We start from the raw sequence: 18,684 nt of genomic DNA on the forward strand, positions 1-18,684 counted from the left end.
TGAGAACCGACGCGTCCACCAAGTCGACTCGATGGGCGTCGCGGTGCTGCGCGCACATCGAGACACCTTTTGGAACACGGTCCCACTGGTGCCGTTCGGCTATCGCGGTGGTCGTCGAGAGCGATCCTTATATCAATGGGTGTTAGGGTGTTGATATGGCTGTTGAGCGTGGGGACGCGTGCGATCTGCTCTGTCTGGATCTGCCGCACGCCGAAGAGATCCGGGCCGGGCTGCCCGCCCTGCCCGCGGTGGAGACCGCCGCCGTGGCGGCGCGGGCGTTGGGTGATCCGACGCGGTTGACGATCGCCGCCGCTCTGCAGGCTGGGGGTGAGTTGTGTGTGTGCGACGTGTCTTGGGTGGTGGGGCAGGCGCAGAACCTCGTGTCGCACCATCTGCGGCAGCTCAAGATCGCGGGCCTGGTGTCGGCGCGGCGGGACGGGCGTCTGGTGATGTACGCGCTGACGCCGCGGGCGCGGGTGCTGCTGCCGGTGGTCCTGGGTGAGACTGCGGCCGTAGTGGAGGGCTGAGGCGTGGCTGACGAGTGTTGCGGTCCTCAGGAGGCCCGCCCGGCAGCGGATGCGGGCGTGGAGCGGGACTACGGTCCCGCACGGTTATGGGACGTTCGTGAGCTGAGGTTGGCGGCGGTCGCGGCGGTGCTGCTTGCCGCGGGGCTGGTGATCCCTGGCCGGGTGGGCGCCGGGCTGCAGCTGGCGTCGGCGGTGGTGGGTGCGGCGTCGTTCGTGCCTGGGGCGTTGCGGAATCTGGCGCGGCGCCGAGTCGGGGTCGGCACGCTGATGACGATCGCCGCGGTCGGTGCGGTCGCGTTGGGGCAGGTCACCGAGGCGGCGATGTTGGGGGTGCTGTTCTCGATCGCCGAGGGGTTGGAGCATTACGCCATCGCCCGGACCCGGCGGGGGTTGCGGGCGTTGCTCGGTTTGGTGCCGCCGACGGCGTCGGTGTTGCGGGACGGGGTCGAGGTCCAGGTGGCGCCGGACGATCTCGTGCTGGGTGACCGAATGGTGCTGCGGCCCGGTGAGCGCGCCGCGACCGACGGGGTGATCCTGGCGGGCCGCACGAGCCTGGACCTGTCGGCGATCACCGGGGAGTCGGTGCCGGTCGAGGCCGGGCCGGGTGACTGGGTGCACGCGGGGGCTATCAACGGCGGCGGCGCGATCGAGGTCGAGGTCCTCGCGCGGGCGGCGGATTCGTCGCTGGCCCGGATCGTGCACATCGTGGAGGAGGCGCAGGACCGCAAGGGCGGTGGGCAGCGGCTGGCCGACCGGATCGCCCGTCCGCTGGTGCCCGCGATCATGGGGTTGGCGGTGCTGATCGCCGCGGTCGGATTGGTTGCCGATGATCCGCTGGTGTGGGTGGAGCGGGCGCTGGTGGTGTTGGTCGCGGCGTCGCCGTGTGCGCTGGCGATTTCTATCCCGTTGACCGTGGTCGCCGCCGTCGGCGCCGCGAGCAGGCACGGCACGCTGGTCAAGGGCGGTGCCGCACTGGAGGAACTGGGGCGCGTCGGCGTCGTCGCGCTGGACAAGACCGGCACGCTGACCCGCAACGCCCCGCGCGTGGTGGACGTCGTCACCGCGGGAGAGGCGACCCGCGACGACGTGCTCGCCGCGGCGGCGGCGCTGGAGGCGCGCAGCGAGCACCCCCTGGCCCGCGCGATCCTCGCCGCCGCGCACACCGTTCCCACCGCGAGCGACGTGACCGCGGTTGCCGGCCATGGCCTGCACGGGTGTGTCGACGGCATGACCCTCCGCCTGGGCAAACCCGGCTGGGTGCCCGCCCGCGAGTTGGCCGCTGACCTCGAACGGCTGCAGTCGGCGGGCGCGACGGTCGTGCTCGTCGAACGCGCCGACACCCTGCTCGGAGCGATCGCGGTGCGCGACGAGCTGCGCGACGAGGCCCCCGAGGTCATCAGCAGGCTCCACAGCATGGGCATCCGCACCGCGATGCTCACCGGCGACAACACCCGCACCGCCACCGCGCTGGCCGCCCAAGCGGGCATCGACACCGTCCACGCCGAACTGCTGCCCGAGGACAAGGCGACCCTGCTCGCCGAACTGCGCGCGGGCCGCGCGATCGCGATGGTCGGCGACGGCGTGAACGACGCCCCCGCCCTGGCCACCGCCGACGTCGGGATCGCCATGGGCGCGATGGGCACCGACGTGGCCATCGAGACCGCCGACGTCGCGCTGATGGGCGAGGACCTGCGGCACCTGCCCCAGGTGCTCGCCCACGCCCGCCACGCGCGGACGGTGATGCTGCAGAACGTCGGCCTGTCCCTGGCCATCATCGGCGTGCTCATCCCGCTGGCCGCGTTCGGCGTGCTGGGCCTGGCCACCGTCGTCCTGGTGCACGAGTCGGCCGAGGTCCTGGTCATCCTCAACGCCATCCGCGCCGCGAAGACGACCGCCCTGCCCGGGGTCACCGCCGCGAGCCCGGCCACGCCGCAGACCCTGGCCGTGTCGGTCGTGAGCAAGGGGGACAGCGGCGGGTGCTGCGATGCCTGCTGAGACCGACGTCCTGGTCATCGGGGCGGGGCAGGCCGGTCTGGCCATGGGCTACGAGTTGGCCCGGGTGGGCCTGGACTTCCTGATCGTCGACGCCGCGCCCGAGGTCGGTCAGAGTTGGCGGCGGCGGTGGGATTCGCTGCGGCTGTTCACCCCGGCCCGGTTCAGTGCGCTGCCCGGGTTGGCGTTCCCCGCGCCCGCCGACCACCTGCCGGGCAAGGACGAGGTCGCCGCCTACCTCGCCGACTACGCCCGGCACTTCGCGCTCCCGCTGTGTTTGGGCGCTGGTGTGCGCGAACTCCGCAGGGCCGGTGACGGCCGGTTCGAGGCGGTCACCGACCGAGGGATCCACACCGCGACCTCGGTCGTGGTGGCCACCGGCCCGTTCCAGGAACCTGCAGTCCCGGCGTTCGCCGACCGCTTGGCCCCGGAGATCACTCAGCTGCACACCGCCGGCTACCGCAACCCCGAGCAACTGCCTGACGGGCCGGTCCTCGTGGTGGGCGCCGGGAACTCCGGTGTCCAGATCGCCGAGGAACTGGCCCGCACCCGAGCGGTCACCCTCGCCGTCGGAACCCGGCAACCCGCGCTGCCGCAACGAGTTCTCGGACGCGACCTGTTCACCTGGCTGAACCGGCTGGGCGTCATGCGGATCCCGGCCGACAGCCGGCTCGGCAAGCGGATGCGCGAGCGGGACCCGCTGATCGGCACCAGCCTGCGCGACCTCGAACACCTCGGGGTGCGGCTGACCGGGCGGGTCGCCGATGGGCTGCGTACCGCCGACGGCGATCAGGTCGAGGCGTCCACCATCGTGTGGGCGACCGGATACCGGTCCGACTACACGTGGCTCACCGTCCCCGGCGCCATCGGCACCGACGGCCACCCACGACACGAGGCGGGCGTGGGCCCGGTCCCCGGCCTGTACTACCTGGGTCTGCCCTACCAGCGGACCCGCGGCTCCGCGTTACTCGGCTGGGTCGGCCACGACGTCACCCACCTCATCGGCCACCTCGCCCGCAAGCCTTCGACAGCGCGGTCAGTGCCCTGACGTCGACTTCTCCGGCGGCGGGCAGCACGCGTTGTCCATCGGGTCGCCGCCGCGGCTCGGCCGCACTCGGATGATGACGACGCCCGTGATCAGCACGACGACCACCCCGATCATCCACGGATCCCGCGCGGCCGGGCCGAATGAGTCCAGCCCACCCGTGGCGAGCAGGACGATGACCAGGGCGCCGCCCAGGGCGGCGAGTGCGGCGATGACGACGTTCCGGCGACGGGCAGCGTCACGGCGCGGTTCGGAGCGCATCATTTCCTCGCACGGAAGTGGTGGCAGGGCGGCGGTAGTGTGCCACGCCGCGTCGGGACACAGCCATGGTTGTTCGGCGTCCCCAGATGCCGGCTGCTAGGGCAGGCGGCGGTCGATGCGGCGCAGCAGGGCGCCGAGGACGCCGCGCTCGTGCCAGCCGCGGCGGATCACCGTCGCCCGCACGGCGTCGATGCTCGCGCGTAGCCGCGGTCCGAGCCCGGAGCGGTGCTCGTCCTCGCGCTGGCGGGCTCGGCGGTGCAGCCAGCGCGCGCAGTCGAGACAGACACCGACCTCAGGATGCGCGCCCAGGCGGACCAACCGTGCCTCGGGGTGTTCCTTGCCGCAGCACCAGCACGTCGGTGCCGTGGCCGGATCCTCGTCGCGTTGAACGGTCATCGTGTGCCTCCGAAGGCGGTCGTTGCCCAGTATTCGCCTAACCCGGGTCGGCGAGCGCCTGGGGTGCAGACTTGACCCTGTAGGTGGGTACAGGGTTGAGGATGGGGACATGCGCAGCAGCGAAGTCGCCGCTCGGGCCGGGGTGAACGTGCAGACCCTGCGGTACTACGAGCGTCGTGGTCTGGTCGAGGAGCCGCCGCGGTCGCCGTCGGGGTATCGGGCGTATCCGGCGGGGGCGGTGCGGACGGTCCGGTTCGTGAAGCGGGCGCAGGAACTCGGGTTCACTCTCGCCGAGGTGTTGGAGTTGCTGAACCTGGCCGCGGGCGGCCCAGAGGACTGTGAGCCCGCGCGAGCGTTGGCTCAGTCGCGGATGGACGAACTGGATCGGCGGATCAGCGACCTGCGGCGGATGCGTGACTCGCTGGCCGACCTGGCGGCGACGTGCGATCTCCCACGTGCCGACCGGCGGTGTCCGCTGCTGCTCAGCCTGCATGAGGATGGAGAGATATGAGGGTGGAGATTCTGCACGTGCCGGACTGCCCGAGCGTGCCCGTGCTGCGTGAGCGGCTCGACCAGGCCCTCGCCGATGTCGTCATCGACGTCGTCGAGCGGGTGGTGCGAGACGCCGAGACCGCGGCGGCGGTGGGGATGACCGGCTCCCCCACCCTGCTGGTGGACGGCGTCGACCCGTTCGCCGAGCCGGGAGTCGCGCCCAGCGTGTCGTGCAGGCTCTACCGCCACGAGGACGGTCACCTCGACGGCGCTCCCTCGGTCGCCCGACTCCGCGATGCCCTCGATCGCAGGCGCGCGTCGGTGGCGTTGCGGGACTGGCGGGCCCGGGCGGCACCAGCGGACCCGGCCGAACGCGCGGTGCACCAGGCGATCCTGCGGTCCTTCGCCGCGACTGGAGCCCCGCCCGCCACAGTGGATCAGGTGGCTGGGTCGTTCGCCGAGACGGGTGACCAGGTGCTCGCCCGGCTGCACGACGCCGACGTCATCCGGGTCGACGCGGCCGGGCGCGTCCAGGTCGCCTATCCGTTCTCCGCGGCACCCACCGCGCACCGGGTCCGGCTCGCGGGCGGCGTGGAGGTGTACGCGATGTGCGCGATCGACGCGTTGGGGATGCCCGCCATGCTCGGTGCCGACGCGGTGATCGCCACCACCGACCCGACCAACGGCCTGCCGATCACCGTCACAATCGCCGCCGGGCGCGCCCAGTGGGACCCGCCGGGCGCGGTGGTGTTCGTTGGCGCCCGCCCCGGCGGCGGCCCGTCCGCAGAGAACTGCTGCGACGCCCTCAACGTGTTCACCGATCGGGCGAGCGCGCAGACGTGGTCGCGAGCCCATCCCCACATTCCCGGCGAGATCCTCGACGGCGCCGACGCCGAGGCGCTAGGTCGGCGGATCTTCGGTGGACTCTTGGCGCGCTAGGTCAGGACGCGGCGGCGGTGAGCTGGGTCGCCGCGTACTGGATGTCGTCGGCCGTGGTCGATCGGCCCAGCGTCAACCGCAGGGCGGCAAGTGCGCGGTCTGACGGGTGTCCCATCGCGGTGAGGACTGCGGAGGGGCGGGTTTCGCCTTCGTGGCAGGCCGATCCGGTGGAGGCGGCGATGCCGGGTACGGCGGCCAGCAGCGCGGCGCCGAGGGTGCCGTCGATGCTGACGTTGAGGGTGTTGGGCACCCGGCGGGTGGGGTGCCCGTTGAGGTGCACCCGGCCCGGCAGGTTCTCGTCGAGCAGGTGGTGCAGCAGGTCTCGTAAGTGCTGGAGTCGTTGTGGGGCGCCGTGATCGTCCATGGCCAGTCGGGCGGCCGTGCCGAGGGCGACGACGAGTGCGACGTTCTCGGTGCCGCCGCGCCTGCCGCTTTCCTGTCCTCCGCCGTAGACGGTCGGTTCGAGGTCGAGTCCTTTTCGGACGTAGAGGGCGCCGACGCCTTTCGGGGCGTACATCTTGTGTCCGGCGATGGTGAGCAGGTCGACGCCGAGGTCGGACAGGTCGAGTTTGCCCGCGGACTGGGCGGCGTCGGTGTGGAACAGCGCGCCGCGGGCGTGGGCGAGGGCGGCGAGCTCCCGGATGGGTTGGACGGTGCCGGTCTCGTTGTTGGCGTGCATGATCGACACCAGCACGGTGCGGTCGGTGAGCGCGGCGGCCAGGGCGCCGGGGTCGACCAGGCCGTGTTCGTCGACAGGCAGTTCGGTCACCTGGAAGCCGTGCAGTCTGCGCAGCGCGTCGCAGGCGGCGAGGACGGCGGGGTGTTCGGTGACCTGGGTGATGACGTGGTCACCGCTGCCCGCGAGTGCGGCGCCGCGGATGGCGAGGGTGTCGCTTTCGGAGCCGCTGCCGGTGAACACAACCTCGTCGGGCGCGCAGCCCAGGAATTCGGCCACGCTCGCGCGGGCGGTGTCGACGGCGTGGCGGGCGGTGTGGCCGTAGGTGTGGCCGCTGGAGGGGTTGCCGAAGTGGTCGGTCAGGTACGGCAGGCACACGGCGGTGACCCGCGGGTCGACCGGGGTGGTGGCGTTGTGGTCGAGGTAGATCGGCGGTCCTGTGGGGACGGTCATGACGAACGCTCCGGGGTGTGGGTTTCGTACATGCGCACGGCGACGATCAGGCCGGAGGTGGCGGTGATCGCGGCGACGGTCCAGATCGCGGGGCGCAGGCCATAGAGGTCGGCGATGGCGCCTGCGAGCAGGGCGCCGACGGCGAAGCCGCCGTCGCGCCAGAGCCGGTAGACGCCGACGGCGCGGGCGCGCCAGGCGGGGTGGGCGACGTCGCCGATCGTGGCCAACAGGGTCGGGTAGACCATCGCGGTGCCCGCGCCGAGCAGGATCGCCGCGGCGGCCCAGACGGTGAAGGTGTCGGCGGCGGCGAACAGGGCGAGCGCGGCGGCCTGGGTGAGCATTCCGGCGGTGATGAGGTGTTTGCGGCCCCACCGGTCCGACAGCGGGCCAGTCACAAGTTGGCCGAGTCCCCAGACCGCCGGATAGAGGGCGGCGAGGACGCCGATGCGGCTGATGGACATGCCGGTGGTGGCGAACAGGATCGGGAACAGGCCCCAGGCGAGTCCGTCGTTGAGGTTGTTGACCATGCCCGCTTGGCTGGCCGCTGACAGGGCGGGTTCGCGCAGGCTGGTGTGGGCGAAGACTTCGCGGTCGGTCAGCTCGCCGTGCAGGTGGTGGTGGCGGCCGCGGTGGGTGGCGGCTTCCAGGCGGGCGTGGTCGCGGGTCTCCCGGACGAAGAACGCCGACAGGCCCAAACCCAGTGCGACATAAGACAAGCCGAGTAGGAACGGCGCGGGCCGCAACCCATATCGGGCGGCGAGGTAGCCGGTGGCCAGCGCGGTGGCGGCGACGGCGATATAGCCCGCGGCCTCGTTGAGGCCCATCGCCAGGCCGCGTCGGGAGGGTCCGGCGAGGTCGATCTTCATGATCACGGTGGTGGACCAGGTCAGGCCCTGGTTGATTCCGAGCAGGACGTTGGCGGCCACGACCCAGCCCCAGTGCGGTGCCCAGATCAGCAGCAGCGGCACCGGGATCGCGACCAACCACCCTGCCAGCAGCACCGGTTTGCGGCCGTAGCGGTCGGAGAAGGTGCCAGCGAAGTAGTTGGTGGCGGCCTTGCTGACACCGAACGCGAGGATGTAGGTAAGGGCGGCGGTGTAGGCGGCGAGGTGGAACTCCTGCTCGGCCAGCAGCGGCAGCACCGTACGTTCCTGCCCGAGCATGCCGCCCACCAGCGCGTTGACGGCCACCAGCAGGCTGAATTGGGCGAGGTTGGCGCGCAAACCCAGCGTGGTGGTCACTCCCCGGTCTCCAGGTCGCGACCGGTGGCCCGGGTCCAGTCGCCGGGACCGCCTTCGAGGACGGCGAGGTCGCGGTGCCCGACGCGTTCGAGGACGCTGGCCGCGCCCATCGCGCGTTCCCCGTGGCCGCACATCACCACGGTCGGCTCGACCGCGAGCTCGTCGACCCGCGAGGGCAGTTCGCCGAGTTCGATGTGGACGGCGCCGGGGACGTGGCCGTCGGCGAACTCCGAGGTCTGGCGCACGTCGAGCACGCGGACGCCCGCGAGATCGTCGGCGCGGGCCAGGCGCGTGCGGGCGATCGGGTGTCCGGCAGCAATCCAGGCGGCCGTACCGCCGACGAGTTCGCCGACCAGGTTGTCGTAGCCGATCTTGGCGGCCTGCCATGCGGCGTCGACGAGGTCTTGGCCGGGGTCGCGCACGAGGACGATCGGCCGGTCGTGCGGGGCGAGCCAGCCCAGCCAGGACGCGAACGCCGGCCGCAGCGGGATCGACAACGCGCCGGGCACATGTCCGGCGGCGAACGCGGTCACCGGGCGGACGTCGATGAGCACCGCGCCCTCGGCGAGCAACACGCGGAACCTGTCGACATCAAGCGGGGGCAGCGCGGGCGCGGCGCGCAGGACGGCGGGGCCGCGTCGGTTGAGCTCGCCCAGGCGCAGGAAGTACGGGGGGAAGCTGCCGAGTGAGTCCAGCAGGGCGGTGACGAAGCTGTCCTCGTCGGCGGCCCGTAGCAGCGCGTTGGTGGCCTTCTCTCGGCCGATCGTGCTGACGCGATCGGCGCCGGGTGGTGCCGAGCAGAACGAGCCCGCGCCGTGTGTCGGCCACACCACCACGTCGTCGGCCAGTGTGCTCAGGCGGCGCAGGGAGGCGTACTGGGCGCGGGCGAGCGGCTCGGTCTGCTCCTGGGAGACCAGGTCTGTGCGGGCGGCGGCGCCCACGATCAGGGAGCCTCCGGTGAACACGCCCAGCTCGGTGTCGCCATCGAGCAGTAGGAACGACACGTGCTCGTGGGTGTGTCCCGGCGTGGCCAGGGTGCGCAGCCGCAGGCCCCCGAGGTCGACCTCGTCGCCGTCGCGCAGGCCGAGGTGATCGAACTCGCGGTCCCCCGCGACCGAGGCCAGCACCCGGGCGCCGTCGGTGGCGGCGAGCTGGTGGGCGCCGGAGAGGAAGTCGGCGTGCAGGTGCGTGTCCGCGGCGAACGCGATCGTCCACCCCCGCCGCTGCGCGAGTGCGCGCACGGAGCGCAGGTCACGGCTGACGTCCACGGCCAATGCCCGCCCATCGCCGAGGTCGACCAGGTAGGCCGAGTTGCCCAACCCCTCGTCCACGAGCGGAACCACTTCCAGCGCGGCCACAGCTGCCTCCTCGCGTTCACGGCTGGCCAACCGCCACCCGCAACCATGTTCTACACTATTCCACAGATGATTGGAGAATCATGCCTGACCGGGACGCGAAGACCGCTTTGTTCGACCAGTTCGCCCGCGTCGGCAAGGCGCTGGGCAGCGGAAAGCGGCTGGAACTGCTCGACCTACTCGCCCAGGGCGAACGCACCGTCGAGGCGCTCGCGCGGGCGGCCGACCTCGGCCTGACCACCGCCTCATCCCACCTGCAAGCCTTGAAACAGGCCAACCTCGTCGCGACCCGACGCGACGGAACGAAGATCCACTACCGACTCGCGGGCGAGGACGTCGCCGCTCTGTTCGCGCTCGTGCGCACCGTCGCTCGCGACCGCCTGCCCGACGCCGAGGCCGCCCGTGCCGCCTACCTCGGACCGGACACCGACGAGGTCACCCGCGAGGAACTGCTGCGCCGCGCGCGCGACGGCGAGGTCACAGTGATCGACGTCCGCCCCCACGAGGAGTACGCCGCCGGACACATCCCCGGCGCGCTGTCGATCCCTGTGGACGAGCTGCCTCAGCGGCTCGCGGAGCTCCCCGCCGGCCAGGAGATCGTCGCCTACTGCCGCGGCGCCTACTGCGTGTTCGCCTACGACGCCGTCCGGCTTCTCATCGCCCAGGGCCGCAGCGCTCGTCGGCTGTCGGAGGGCATGCTCGAATGGCGCTTGGCCGACCTGCCGGTCGCGACCTGACTCACCGCACCGCGGTACCCAGGACGTGAAAGGAGAACGGGGTCCGCACGTCGGGAAAGGTGAACCGGTCGAGCTGATCGACGGTGAAACCCGCGCGCTCGATCGCGGCGACCGTGTCCCGTCCGATGTGGCAGCCGCCCGCCATCCAGGGCCAAAACGTGGCGTCCAAGGCGCGCTGTAGCCGGACCACGCCGCGAGTGTCGGCCTGAACGTGTTCGAGGAACCGCAGCTGCCCGCCCTGTTTCAGCACCCGGCGGCACTCGGCCAGCGCGGCGTCCTGGTCGGGCACCGAACACAGCACCAGTGAAACGACCACCGCGTCAACACTGGCATCGGCGGCGGGCAGCCGCTCGGCGATTCCGGCCACGACCTCGACCGGCACCGCCGCGCGCCCTGCCGCGGTCTCGGCGATCCGGCGCAAGCGCGGGTCCGGTTCGACGGCGAGCACGGAGGCGACCGTGGGCGGGTAGTGGGCGAAGTTGAGCCCGTTGCCCGCGCCGACGTCGAGGACGCTGCCGGTCAGACCGTGGAGCAGCCTCGCGCGGTGCTCGCCCATGCCGCCGCGCTCCATGGCCTGACTCAGCTGCGGATAGATCCGTGCGAACAACGACACGGCGGTCACCACCTCACCGGAAGCTCGACCAGTCCCCCGGTCAGAACATCGCGCCGGATCTCCAGTTCCTCCACAGGGACAGCCAACCTCATGTCCGGGAATCGCGGAACCAGCTGACCGAACACCGCCGCCAGCTCGACGCGGGCCAGCGCGGCGCCGACGCAGTAGCGGGCGCCGTGCCCGAAGCTCAGGTGCCCCGCGGCCCGCCGCGTGACATCCACGCGGTCCGGGTCGGGGAACACCGCCGCGTCGTGGTTGGCGGCGCCGTTGTCCAACAGCACAAGGTCTCCCGCGCGGATCACTACGCCGTCGACCTCGAAGTCCTCGCGCGCGTAGCGCGGGATACCGCCGCCACCTCGTTGCGGCGCCCGCATGATCTCCTCGACCGCGCTCGCGATCAGTCCCGGGTCAGCCAAGATCGCCTTCCACTGATCGGCGTCGTCCAGCAACAGCGCCGCGCCCATCCCGATCTGGACCACGGTGGTCTCGTGCCCGGCGAACAACAACGCCATCGACAGCCCCGCGGCCTCCTCGTCGCCGACGCCGTCGGTGGCGCAGAGCCGAGAGATCACGTCGTCGCCGGGATCGCGGCGCTTGCGGGCGACCAGCCGAAGCCCGTAGCCGAACAACTCGCCGAGCCCCCGCTCGGACCGGCCCCGATCCGCCACGTCGGCGGCGGCCTGGGTCCACGCGCGGAACTGGTCGCGGTCCTCATAGGGCACGCCGAGCAGCTCGCAGATCACCAGGACCGGCAACGGAAGCGCCACCGCGGCATGCAGATCCGCGGGCGAACCCTGCTCGGCCAGATCGTCGAGCAGGCGCGTCGTCATCGCCTCGACGCGCGGGGCCAGGGCGCGCACCCGACCTGGCGTGAAGTGCGGCTGCAGCAGCGACCGCATCCGCGCGTGATCGACCATCTCGGTGTCGAACTCGCCCATCGGCCCGCCGAACAGCGCGGACTCGCCGGTCCGGGCTGCGCTGCCCGGGTCTGGATGGGAACGGCCGAGACGACGGTCGTCGAGCAGCTCACGCACCTCGGCGTACCCGGTGACCAGCCACGCTTCGTCACCCACCGCCGTCCGGACCCGATGCACCGAGCCCGCGGACACCAACTCCCGCAACGCCGGAGCGACCCGGAGCGGATTCGGCTGCTCGAACGGCAACCGCAGCAACACTCCCATGACCGAACCTCCGATGTTCACTCACGTGTGTATACGTCAACGTAAACAACGCTACATGTATACTCCGACGTAAACAACCAGGAGGAGTGGGCGATGGCCGCACGACCGTCCGAGGGCAGACCGCGGCCCGCCCCGCGCCTTGCCCGGCCAGAGCGACGCGAGCAGATCCTCGACGCGGCCACCCGGGCGTTCGCCCGAACCGGCTACGCCGCAACGGGATTGGACGACATCGCCGCCGAAGCCGACATCACCCGCGTACTCCTCTACCGCCACTTCGACTCGAAGTCTGACCTCTATCGCGCCGTGCTCGACCGCGCCTGCACCCGCGTCGGCGACACCGTCGGCACGGACTTCGACGGCAACAGCATCGCCAGCCTGCTCCGCGCCGCCGCCAACGACCCCGACGGATTCCGCGTCCTGTTCCGCCACGCTGTCCGCGAACCGGAGTTCCGCGACGTGATCGACACGATCCGGTCGGCCTCCACCGAGATCGCCGAAACCCACCTCGCCGCGGTGATCCCCGAAGGCCCATGGCGAACCTGGGCGGCCACCCTGCTCCCCACCCTCACCCTCGAAGCCGTGATCGCCTGGCTCGACGCAGGCCAACCCGATCCCGACCACGCTGCCGACCGCATCGGCCACCTCGTCGGCGCAGCGATCCGCGCCGCACAAGCAGACCCAGGCTCGCCGTTTGTGCCATGAGCAAAGATGCCCTCCGATCTGAGATCACTTGGGTACCGCGTGCACGCTGCCCATGGCGATCGACAGCAGAGGGTGGCGAGTTCGATGACTTGTCCGCGACGTCGGCGCGCGGGTCCGATCGGATCGGGCTGACCAGGCTGAACATCGCCGAGGAAAGGACCGTCGGGTGGCCATGCTGTCAGCGATGACCGCCCCACGGCGCGGCTGGACGCCGGCGCTGCACAGCCTGTGGTGTCATCCCGGTCGTGGTGGTGCCGTCGGTGTGTTCACCGCTGCAGCCCAGTACGAGGGCGATGAGGGCGGGCTACCGTCGCGGTCATGACGGTCATCCGCTCCCTGGTCCTGTTCGGACTGGCCGCGCTCGCCGAGATCGGCGGTGCGTGGCTGGTCTGGCAGGGCGTTCGCGAACATCGCGGTCTGTTGTGGATTGGCGCTGGTGTGCTGTCGCTGGGGATCTACGGATTCGTGGCGACCTTGCAGCCCGACGCCCACTTCGGGCGCATCCTGGCCGCCTACGGCGGGGTGTTCGTCGCCGGCTCGCTGGCCTGGGGCATGGTCGTCGACAAGTTCAAGCCAGACCTGTGGGACTACCTCGGCGCCGCCCTGTGCCTGGCCGGGGTTGTGGTGATTATGTATGCGCCGCGCGGTTAGCCGAGAGTCATCGGCGCGGTCGCGCGGCGTTCTTGTTCAGCCAGGGCAGGACGGCGTCGCAGAGTTGGTCGGCGTCCTCGACGTGGGCGAAGTGGCTGCCGCCTTCGAGCAGGGCGTAGTCCGCGCCGGGGATGGCGTCGACGAGCGCGTGGGCCCACTCGACGGGGACGGGGTCCAGCTCCGAGTGGACGACCAGGGTGGGGCACTCGATCGCGGCGAGGGTGGACATGGGGTCGAGCGCGCCCAGTGAGCCGAACATGCGCTCCCCCGCCGCCTGCACGCTGCCTGCGATGAGCCCGGTGAAGTCGAGGGTGACCGTCTCGATGGTCGCCCGGTCGCGGAAGAACGGGATGAACGTGTTGAGCGCGTGGCGTTGCAGGGTTTCCGGGTCTCGCGCTTGGAACCCGGGAGACGCTTCGATCTCCTGTTTGGCGGCGTCGTCGGCGGGGGTGCGGCGGGACGCCATCTCCATCCCTTGCCTCATTTGCAATCGGGGGTCGAGCGGAGGGGCTGGGTTGAGCAGCACGATCGAGGACGTGGTCCCTGGACGTTTCCCGGCGTACAGGGCGGCGAGGATCGCGCCCGCGGAGTGGCCGACCAGGTTGACGCGGTCGATGCCGAGCGCGGTGCGAAGTTCGTCGAGGTCATCGATCGCTCCGGCGAACGTGACCTTCGCCAGGTCACCCAGCGGGGTTTGACCGCTGCCGCGCTGGTCGTAGTAGACGAGTTGGAAGTCGCTGGCCCAGCGGTCCAAGGGGCGCATGTAGGTCGAGCCGAGTCCGATCGCGCCGTGCAGGACGATGAGTGGGGTTCCTTCGCCGACCACCGTGCAGTGGACCTGGATGTCGTCGACGGGGATAGTCGCGGTTGTCATGGCCGTCTCCTTTCAGGTGTGAAAGGAGCCTGCGCCGCCCGCGGCCGGGAAGGATCGGGCACATTCCCTATTCGACGACCCGGGAGGCCGCCTCGGTCCGGGTCTTCACGCCCAGCTTGCGCAGCACGGCGCTCACATGGTGTCCGACGGTCTTGGCGCTGAGGTAGAGCCGAGCACCGATCTCCCGGTTGGTGAGGCCCTGCGCGACCAGGCCGAGCACCTGCCGCTCCCGCTCGGTCAACAGGCCCACGTCCTTGGGCCCGGTGCGTCCCCGCACGCCCAGGTCGCGCAACAGGGCCGCGGCGCGGTCGGCGTCGTTGACCGCCCCCAGTCCCTCGAAGGTCTTGAGCGCGGCTTGGGCCTCGACCACCGCGAGCACTCCCGCCCGGCCGCGCAGCGCCGTCGCGAGGTCGAGCCTGGTCCGCGCCTGTTCGTGCGGCATCCCCAGCTTGCCGAACAGCTCCACGGCGCGTTCGAGGGTCTCGGCCGCCTGCGGTGCGGCGGTCGCCAGCGCCACCCTGCCCGCAGCGGCCAGCGCGATGGCGGTGACTCGTGCGTTGCCGGTGTGGCTCTCCAACTCGGCGACCGCAGCCCGCGCGCCGTCGGGGTCGTCATTGGCGAGCCGCGCCTCGACGAGTTGGGCCAGCAGCGGCACCGCGGGCAGTCCGGAGCGGCTGATCAGCGACAACTGCCGTTCAAGCAGCGCGATCGCCGCCACTGTTTCGCCGCGGGCGAGCCGGATCGCGGCGTCCGCGCGCACCGCGGCCGGTGAGCCGCCATAGCCGACGAGCGCTTCCTCGGCCTCCTCGATCCGGCCCTGCGCGATCCGCAGCCGGGCCAGCCGGACCGCGGGATCGACGCAGCGGGACCGCTTGCCGGTGTTGGCGAGATCGGCGAGAGCGTGCACCAGTTCGGCCTCCGATTCCCCTGGCTTGAGCAGGTCGGACTCGCAGCCCTGGCAGAACGTGAGCAGCGGGAGTTCGTTGTGCCGGTGGACGTAGCCAGCCACGACCTGGCCCCACTGCCGGACGCGGTCGTCGTCGCCCGCGAGGTCGCACGCCATCACGACGCTGCAGCACGTCCGGGCCACCGCTTCGAAGGTCGCCGCTTCCTCCCCGGTCGCCGCCGCCATCGCCTGATCCAACAGCCGCATGCCCTCGTCGACCTGTCCGAGCGCGAGCCTGGCCAGCCCCATCCCGGCCAACGCCGCGAGCTCGAGATCCGGATCGCCCAGCCTGCGCGCCAGCGTCAGCGCGGCTTCCGCGTGACCGACCGCGACCGCGGGATCCAGGCACCGTTCGGCCTTCGCCAAGTCGAGGTGACCCAGCTCGGGGACCTCGGCCTGGTCGGCCAGCAGGTGCTCCGCCCGGGCGATCCACCCCTCGGCGGCGGCCTCGTTCCCCTGCACCTCGGAGTACTCGTGCGCCAGCCACAACGCGATCCGCACCGCGTGCGCGATGTTCCCCTCGCGCCGCAGCAGCGCGTAGGCCCGCACGCGAGCGTCGATCGCCTCCGCGGGCCGGTCCATCCACCACAGCGCGCGGGCCAGACCGTCCAGGCCCGCCGCCGACGTGTCCTCGGCCAACGCGGCCTCGAAGCTCTCGCGGGCACGCTCCCACGCCCCCTCGGACAGGGCTCGCTCACCCGCGGCGACTGACGCGAGATAGCTCACCCCGTCATAGTGCGCCTCCAAGCTCGTACCGTCACCCCGTTCGGAGAGCGAGGCAACGCGCCCGGAGCGATCGCGGCAAGGTCAACTGTCGTAGTCGGTCGAATCAGGTAGCCGAGCGGCATGTGGAACAGCAGTCGCTCGTTGGGTGTCCGCCGCTGGTCAGGGTGGGTCGTATGGGCCCGGGGTGAGCACCAAGGCCAAGGTCACGGTGTCCACGGAGGCGAGGAAGAGGCACGCGGTGTCGCGCGTCCGAACTGGGGCGATGTGGTTTCTACCCAAGGGGCCGCGTGCGGCGGTGCGGACGAGGGGTCCGGATGCCGCTGATGTGGGCGCGGCCGTGGGTGGCCACGCGGTCACCGGCCGCGGTGATGTGGGCAGTGGTCCGGCCGCAATGACCGCCGCGATCTGTGGTCTGGCCCGCGAGTCTGGAGTCCTCGCGGCCTCGGCCGGACACCGCACTCCGCTACCGTCCGTTGAGACCGACGATTCGTAGGAGAAGTGAGGGATGGACATGGCTGGTGCCGGGGCGGGGTCGTACGCGATGAAGCGTCTGATCGGTGTGCCGGACGCCGTGATGATCGGCTTGGGCTCCATGATCGGGGCTGGGATATTCGCCGCACTCGGTCCGGCGGCCGGTGCCGCTGGTTCGGGGCTGCTGCCAGCGCTGGTCTTGGCCGCGATTGTGGCGTACTGCAACGCCACCTCCTCGGCCCGGCTGGCTGCCCTCTACCCCCAATCCGGCGGCACATATGTCTACGGCCGCGAGCGCTTGGGCGAGTTCTGGGGGCACCTGGCGGGGTGGGCGTTCGTGGTCGGCAAGACCGCCTCCTGCGCCGCGATGGCACTCACGGTCGGCTCTTACGTCTGGCCAGACCAAGCGCGCGCGGTGGCGGTGGCAGCGGTGGTGGCGCTGACCGCGGTCAACTACGGCGGAGTGCGCAAGTCCGCGCTGCTCACCCGGGCCATCGTCGCGGTTGTCCTGGCCGTGCTCGCCGCCGTCGTGGTGGCCGCCCTGACCTCCGCCAGCGCGGACAGTGCACGGCTGCACATCGGCGCGGACGCCCCCTTCGGCGGGGTGCTCCAGGCGGCAGGCCTGCTGTTCTTCGCCTTCGCCGGGTATGCCCGCATCGCCACCCTCGGTGAGGAAGTCCGCGACCCGGCGCGCACCATCCCCCGCGCCATCCCGATCGCTCTGGGCATCACCCTGGTCGTCTACGCCCTCGTCGCGGCGGCCGTGCTGACGGTGCTAGGCCCGGGACCGTTGGCGGAGGCCTCGGCCCCGCTGTCGGACGCCGCACGGGCCGCGGGCGCGGGCTGGCTGGTGCCGGTCGTCGGCGCAGGTGCCGCCCTCGCCGCACTCGGCTCGCTGCTCGCGCTGATCCTCGGTGTCTCCCGCACCACCCTGGCCATGGCGCGTGACCGGCACCTGCCGCATGTTCTTGCCGCCGTCCACCCGCGCTTCGGTGTCCCGCACCGCGCCGAACTGGCCGTCGGTGCCGTGGTCGCCGTGCTCGTGGCGAGCATCGACGTGCGAGGCGCGATCGGCTTCTCTTCCTTCGGTGTCCTGGCCTACTACGCGATCGCCAACGCCTCCGCCTGGACCCTCACCGCGGACGAGAGCAGACCACCCCGCTTCGTACCCATCCTCGGCCTGCTCGGCTGCGCGGCGCTCGCCTTCGCCCTGCCCGTGGCCACCGTCCTCTCGGGAGTCGCCGTCCTCGCCTTGGGGGCAGCGGTTTACGGTCTGCGCAAGGCCAGGGCAAGCCGCCCAGGCCGCTGACTCGTCCCTGTTCCCGCGACGGCACTGTGACATCTGCCAGGTGGTCGGGTGGAGCCTGGTCAGGTGGCGTCGTCGGCGAGGGCGCTGCATAGCGCAGCCGAGCATGAAGCCCGTTCAGCACGGGTTTTGGATCCCCGTCAGGGCTTCAGTGAGCGACTCCAGCGGATCCTTGTGGTCTGCAACGTAGCGGAGAGCGTGACTCGCTCTGCGGCGTTGCGCGCCAAGCGTTCATCTCGTGCACGGGCATGATCATCGGCGACTCCGGTCCCGCGGTCTTGGTCTCGCTGATCTTCTCGGCTGGCATCCGTGCGCGCATTGGTGAGAATGCCCATGCAGCGCCGTGAGTGGGGGGTGCAGGGCTCATAGGGTGGGGCAGGTTTGCGGTGTCCGGCATCCGAGGAGGGTCTGGTGGGGCTGGGGTTGCTCGGTCAGGCCGTCGGGATGTTCGCGGTGACCAACATCGACGACATCCTGATCCTGGCGTTGTTCTTCGGCCAGGCCGCCCGCAACGGGCGGGCGGGCGTGATGCGGGTGGTGCTGGGCCAGTACCTGGGATTCGTGGCGATCCTTGCCGCCTCGACTGTGGGCGCGCTGGGTGTCGGGCTGCTTCCGGAGTCGGCCATCCCGTATCTGGGGTTGCTGCCCCTGCTGCTGGGTGTGCGGGCCGGGTGGAAGGCGTGGAGGGAACGCCACAACGGCGAGGGTGATGGCGACGCCGGGGAGCCGAGCCGCGCCGACGGGCCGGGGATCATGCAGGTAGCCGCGGTGACGTTGGCCAACGGCGGGGACAACATCGGCGTCTATGTGCCGGTCTTCGCAGTCGCAGGCACCGGCGGCATGGTGGTCTTCGTGGCGGTGTTCCTGGTCGGGGTCGCAGTGTGGTGCATGGCAGGCCGGTTCTTCGCCACCCGCCCGGTGATCGCCAAGGCACTGTCACGGTGGGGGCACATCCTGCTGCCCGTCGTCCTCATCGGCATCGGCACGCTCATCTTGATAGAGGGTGGCGCTTTCGGGTGGGCGGCGGGCGGAGCGTGAGGAGCGGTGCGCGACGATGTCACCGGCGCGAGGGACGCGCCGGCAGGCTCGGCGAGCGCGCA

The 18,684-nt window shown here is 71.3% G+C and carries 19 protein-coding genes; 10 read left to right on the forward strand and 9 right to left on the reverse strand.

What is annotated here, in order from left to right:
* Positions 1–155 precede the first annotated feature (155 nt).
* Genes ACSHT8_RS09160 through ACSHT8_RS09170 form a run of 3 tightly spaced genes read left to right on the forward strand, consistent with a single transcriptional unit; the run spans position 156 to position 3,567 of the window.
* On the forward strand, positions 156–527 hold the full coding sequence (locus ACSHT8_RS09160) for an ArsR/SmtB family transcription factor (protein WP_436499623.1): 372 nt from the start codon (positions 156–158) through the stop codon (positions 525–527).
* A 3-nt stretch (positions 528–530) separates the two neighbouring features.
* Positions 531–2,522: a heavy metal translocating P-type ATPase gene (locus tag ACSHT8_RS09165; RefSeq protein WP_436499625.1), complete on the forward strand. Its 1,992-nt coding sequence runs from the start codon at positions 531–533 to the stop codon at positions 2,520–2,522.
* Positions 2,512–3,567 carry a flavin-containing monooxygenase gene (locus ACSHT8_RS09170; protein ID WP_436499627.1) on the forward strand — a complete coding sequence of 352 codons (1,056 nt, stop codon included), beginning with the start codon at positions 2,512–2,514 and terminating at the stop codon, positions 3,565–3,567. Before ACSHT8_RS09165 ends, ACSHT8_RS09170 begins: the two co-directional genes overlap by 11 nt.
* Here ACSHT8_RS09170 and ACSHT8_RS09175 read toward each other — a convergent pair.
* Positions 3,556–3,828 (reverse strand): hypothetical protein, encoded by a 273-nt coding sequence (locus tag ACSHT8_RS09175; RefSeq protein WP_436499629.1) that lies wholly within the window; start codon positions 3,826–3,828, stop codon positions 3,556–3,558. The two genes, ACSHT8_RS09170 and ACSHT8_RS09175, sit on opposite strands and share 12 nt — an antisense overlap.
* A gap of 93 nt (positions 3,829–3,921) precedes the next feature.
* On the reverse strand, positions 3,922–4,221 hold the full coding sequence (locus ACSHT8_RS09180; protein ID WP_436499631.1) for a hypothetical protein: 300 nt from the start codon (positions 4,219–4,221) through the stop codon (positions 3,922–3,924).
* A gap of 109 nt (positions 4,222–4,330) precedes the next feature.
* Here ACSHT8_RS09180 and ACSHT8_RS09185 point away from each other — a divergent pair, with 109 nt between their 5' ends.
* Positions 4,331–4,732 (forward strand): MerR family transcriptional regulator, encoded by a 402-nt coding sequence (locus ACSHT8_RS09185; RefSeq protein WP_436499633.1) that lies wholly within the window; start codon positions 4,331–4,333, stop codon positions 4,730–4,732.
* Positions 4,729–5,652 (forward strand): alkylmercury lyase family protein, encoded by a 924-nt coding sequence (locus ACSHT8_RS09190; protein ID WP_436499635.1) that lies wholly within the window; start codon positions 4,729–4,731, stop codon positions 5,650–5,652. The genes ACSHT8_RS09185 and ACSHT8_RS09190 overlap by 4 nt, the downstream gene beginning before the upstream one ends.
* 1 nt (position 5,653) lies before the next feature.
* Here the strand turns inward: ACSHT8_RS09190 and ACSHT8_RS09195 are convergent, their stop codons facing one another.
* Genes ACSHT8_RS09195 through ACSHT8_RS09205 form a run of 3 tightly spaced genes read right to left on the reverse strand, consistent with a single transcriptional unit; the run spans position 5,654 to position 9,380 of the window.
* Entirely contained in the window at positions 5,654–6,781 is a 1,128-nt protein-coding gene (locus ACSHT8_RS09195) for a cysteine desulfurase family protein (protein ID WP_436499637.1), read from the reverse strand.
* Complete coding sequence (locus ACSHT8_RS09200; RefSeq protein WP_436499639.1) at positions 6,778–8,022, reverse strand: MFS transporter; 1,245 nt, start codon at positions 8,020–8,022, stop codon at positions 6,778–6,780. Before ACSHT8_RS09200 ends, ACSHT8_RS09195 begins: the two co-directional genes overlap by 4 nt.
* Positions 8,019–9,380 (reverse strand): MBL fold metallo-hydrolase, encoded by a 1,362-nt coding sequence (locus ACSHT8_RS09205; RefSeq protein ID WP_436499640.1) that lies wholly within the window; start codon positions 9,378–9,380, stop codon positions 8,019–8,021. Before ACSHT8_RS09205 ends, ACSHT8_RS09200 begins: the two co-directional genes overlap by 4 nt.
* Positions 9,381–9,460: 80 nt before the next feature.
* On the opposite strand from ACSHT8_RS09205, the gene ACSHT8_RS09210 reads away from it, so the two are divergent.
* On the forward strand, positions 9,461–10,114 hold the full coding sequence (locus ACSHT8_RS09210) for an ArsR/SmtB family transcription factor (RefSeq protein WP_436499642.1): 654 nt from the start codon (positions 9,461–9,463) through the stop codon (positions 10,112–10,114).
* 1 nt (position 10,115) lies between these two features.
* Here the strand turns inward: ACSHT8_RS09210 and ACSHT8_RS09215 are convergent, their stop codons facing one another.
* Positions 10,116–10,727 carry a class I SAM-dependent methyltransferase gene (locus ACSHT8_RS09215; protein ID WP_436499644.1) on the reverse strand — a complete coding sequence of 204 codons (612 nt, stop codon included), beginning with the start codon at positions 10,725–10,727 and terminating at the stop codon, positions 10,116–10,118.
* Positions 10,728–10,732: 5 nt separating this feature from the next.
* Positions 10,733–11,908 (reverse strand): cytochrome P450, encoded by a 1,176-nt coding sequence (locus tag ACSHT8_RS09220; RefSeq protein ID WP_436499645.1) that lies wholly within the window; start codon positions 11,906–11,908, stop codon positions 10,733–10,735.
* A gap of 93 nt (positions 11,909–12,001) precedes the next feature.
* Here ACSHT8_RS09220 and ACSHT8_RS09225 point away from each other — a divergent pair, with 93 nt between their 5' ends.
* Together ACSHT8_RS09225 and ACSHT8_RS09230 are read left to right on the forward strand one after the other, a co-directional pair.
* Positions 12,002–12,610, forward strand: a complete 609-nt coding sequence (locus tag ACSHT8_RS09225) for a TetR/AcrR family transcriptional regulator (RefSeq protein ID WP_436499647.1) — start codon at positions 12,002–12,004, stop codon at positions 12,608–12,610.
* A gap of 318 nt (positions 12,611–12,928) precedes the next feature.
* On the forward strand, positions 12,929–13,261 hold the full coding sequence (locus ACSHT8_RS09230; protein ID WP_436499649.1) for a YnfA family protein: 333 nt from the start codon (positions 12,929–12,931) through the stop codon (positions 13,259–13,261).
* A gap of 7 nt (positions 13,262–13,268) precedes the next feature.
* Here the strand turns inward: ACSHT8_RS09230 and ACSHT8_RS09235 are convergent, their stop codons facing one another.
* Both ACSHT8_RS09235 and ACSHT8_RS09240 read right to left on the reverse strand, forming a co-directional pair.
* Positions 13,269–14,135, reverse strand: a complete 867-nt coding sequence (locus ACSHT8_RS09235; RefSeq protein WP_436499651.1) for an alpha/beta fold hydrolase — start codon at positions 14,133–14,135, stop codon at positions 13,269–13,271.
* A gap of 67 nt (positions 14,136–14,202) precedes the next feature.
* The gene (locus ACSHT8_RS09240; protein ID WP_436499653.1) at positions 14,203–15,807 is read right to left on the reverse strand and encodes a LuxR C-terminal-related transcriptional regulator; all 1,605 of its coding nucleotides are present in this window, start codon (positions 15,805–15,807) and stop codon (positions 14,203–14,205) included.
* A 541-nt stretch (positions 15,808–16,348) separates the two neighbouring features.
* On the opposite strand from ACSHT8_RS09240, the gene ACSHT8_RS09245 reads away from it, so the two are divergent.
* A complete protein-coding gene (locus ACSHT8_RS09245; protein ID WP_436499655.1) occupies positions 16,349–17,587 on the forward strand; it encodes an APC family permease in 1,239 nt (412 codons plus the stop codon).
* 408 nt (positions 17,588–17,995) lie between these two features.
* A complete protein-coding gene (locus tag ACSHT8_RS09250) occupies positions 17,996–18,622 on the forward strand; it encodes a cadmium resistance transporter (RefSeq protein WP_436499657.1) in 627 nt (208 codons plus the stop codon).
* Positions 18,623–18,684 lie beyond the last annotated feature (62 nt).

Origin of the sequence: Actinokineospora sp. HUAS TT18 (genome assembly GCF_051364635.1) — a bacterium.
Classification (GTDB): Bacteria; Actinomycetota; Actinomycetes; order Mycobacteriales; family Pseudonocardiaceae; genus Actinokineospora.